Origin of the sequence: Bartonella sp. AP9QHHD (assembly GCF_042195625.1) — a bacterium.
Classification (GTDB): domain Bacteria; phylum Pseudomonadota; class Alphaproteobacteria; order Rhizobiales; family Rhizobiaceae; genus Bartonella.
Window position 1 is genome coordinate 1 of record NZ_JBHIOP010000057.1, and the last position, 2,325, is coordinate 2,325.

Genomic DNA, 2,325 nt, shown 5'->3' on the forward strand with positions numbered 1-2,325 from the left:
CAACTTAACAAAAGAGGTATAGATTATGGTTATAAGCTCTATACCCCTTATGCGTTTATCATACCCATTATGTGAGCATGCTTTATAAGTTATTCAGTTTCTTTTAATACCAAATTTGGTAAGTTCTTAACGATTTTCATGGTTTCTAAACTTACGGTAATAACCCTCTGAAATAACTCTAGAGGGTAGGCAGGGTTGCCAACGGTTTCAACAGCATAGCGATTGGCATCATTCACAATGCCACTCTTTTTATCAGTCTTTACACATTGACGCTCCATAACCCATTCAAGAGCGGGCTTGCCATTGACGATATACTCATAAACTTCAAGAGGGATATCTGTCATAATGATATTGCTGTTATAAATAACTGTAGATTTATCCTTTTCCTTACTATTCCCAGAAAATTTCATTTCAGTCACGTAATAGAATTTTTCGGGATTAGAGATCTCTGTTTGTTTTGGATTACCCTTTTTAAAGGTCACTGGATAAGGCTCTACAGTTTCATAATTCACGTGCAAATGACCGAGTTCACGCCCTGCTGTTACGAACTTCCAAAAGTCATCAGCACTCTTTACACACGGGATACGAGGCAGTTCTTTAGAGAGGTTATCAGCATAACGAGAGCGATAATCTTCCGAATGAAGTAGACCGTAAACATAATAGAATAGATCATCCTTAGTAATTTTTTCATTAGGATAAGCAGCTTTAAAATGTGCTAATCCTTCATCCGTAATGGCATCATGCCTCTGTAAACCAACTGTTTTACTTTCTTCTGTAGAATCCGTAAATAAATGGGATTGTTTCTCTCTTTTACTTTTTGGGACCGTACTATCTTCATAAATATAGCGTGGAAAGCATTGTCCATTTTCTATCACCTGAACATCGGGCAGAGCCGTAGTCATAAGCACAGAAAAGCCTCCCATTGCTCCTATGCCTGTAACTTGTATGATTTTATTTTCAACCGCTTTCTCCATTGGGAATATACGCGGCGTTTGGTAAACTCTCTCATTGAAAGTACGATTATAATAAAGCCACTGTCGTGTAAAAGGGCGATATAAACTTTGCATGAGGCATGCATCTTCGAATTTAAGAATTTTTCCTCTTACCAATTCTTGTTTAACATTATGGCTCCAGCTAATCTTGCTCTCATCTGCATTGATGAAATTGTTTACAGCATTTGCACGTATTTTATGATCAGCATGTGGATGCGTATCATTAAAACGTTTTACTTCGCTGTTATAGAAAGCAATCATATCACTCATATTTTTTGCTAAATCTTTACGGCTTGAGTTGTATGCCCAAGCATCACGACTGGTTACGACACCACAAGAAAAAATTTCAAACAGCTTTTTATCGTGTTCTTTTTTATACCCTAAGACTATAAATGTCTCAAAACTCTCATCACGTTGATTTATCCAATCACCATGTTTATCTGGTATAATTATTTTCCAACTTGATTTATTTGTGACACCATTAATGCTACCCAAATAATTAAGTGCAAAAAGTTTATCTTTTGTCGTAAGATTATCACCAATGTCATGATAATAAATTTTACAATCTCCAGAAACATTGGGATTTTTGATAAATAATGTCACGGCAATACCAGTCATACTACCACTACCAAAAATATTCTGTCCTTCTTGAGCCTTCCCATTGCTTAACATATTTTTACGAATATCACCCCTCAGATTGAGAACATAAATACTTGTAAATTCTTTGGCTAAAGATTTTCGTAAACTGTCCATTGCTGGTTTTTCTATGTAACCAGAACCAGAAACAAAACCAATAACACCACGTTTTTTTATACGGTCACTAGCCCAGCGAATGGCACGGATATAACTATCATACAGATTTCGCATAAGATTTGCATTCGATTGAGCAGCATACGTGTCACTGATGCGTTTATCTAATAGCGGATAAGGACTGTTCTTAGCATTGTCATTAGCACTTTTCTGTCCCACGGAATAAGGAGGATTGCCAAAGATCACTTCAATATTCAAATTTTTTTGATGCTCTAAATATTCACTGTTTTCCTCTAATAAACCTTTCATCAAATCTTGTTTTTCCAGCATCCGAAACGTATCGGTTAAGCCAATATGCTTGAAAGGGATGTAATCTCCTTTCATAAGACTATGATAAGTTGATTCAATATTAATGGCAGCTATGTAATAAGCCAGTAAAACAATCTCATTGGCATGGATATCATGACGGAACTTATATTCCATATCCTCTGGTTTTATGAGATTTGATTGTAAAAGCCTTGTGATAAAGGTACCCGTTCCAGTGAAAGGGTCAAGAATAGAAACTCCACGTGACCCCAAGCTT

General features: G+C 36.2%; 1 protein-coding gene. It reads right to left on the minus strand.

From position 1 onward, the window contains the following. Window positions 1–89: 89 nt before the first annotated feature. Window positions 90–2,325, minus strand: a 2,236-nt coding sequence (locus ACFIK4_RS04395; protein ID WP_375675140.1) for a type ISP restriction/modification enzyme, incomplete at its 5' end; no start/stop codon positions are given.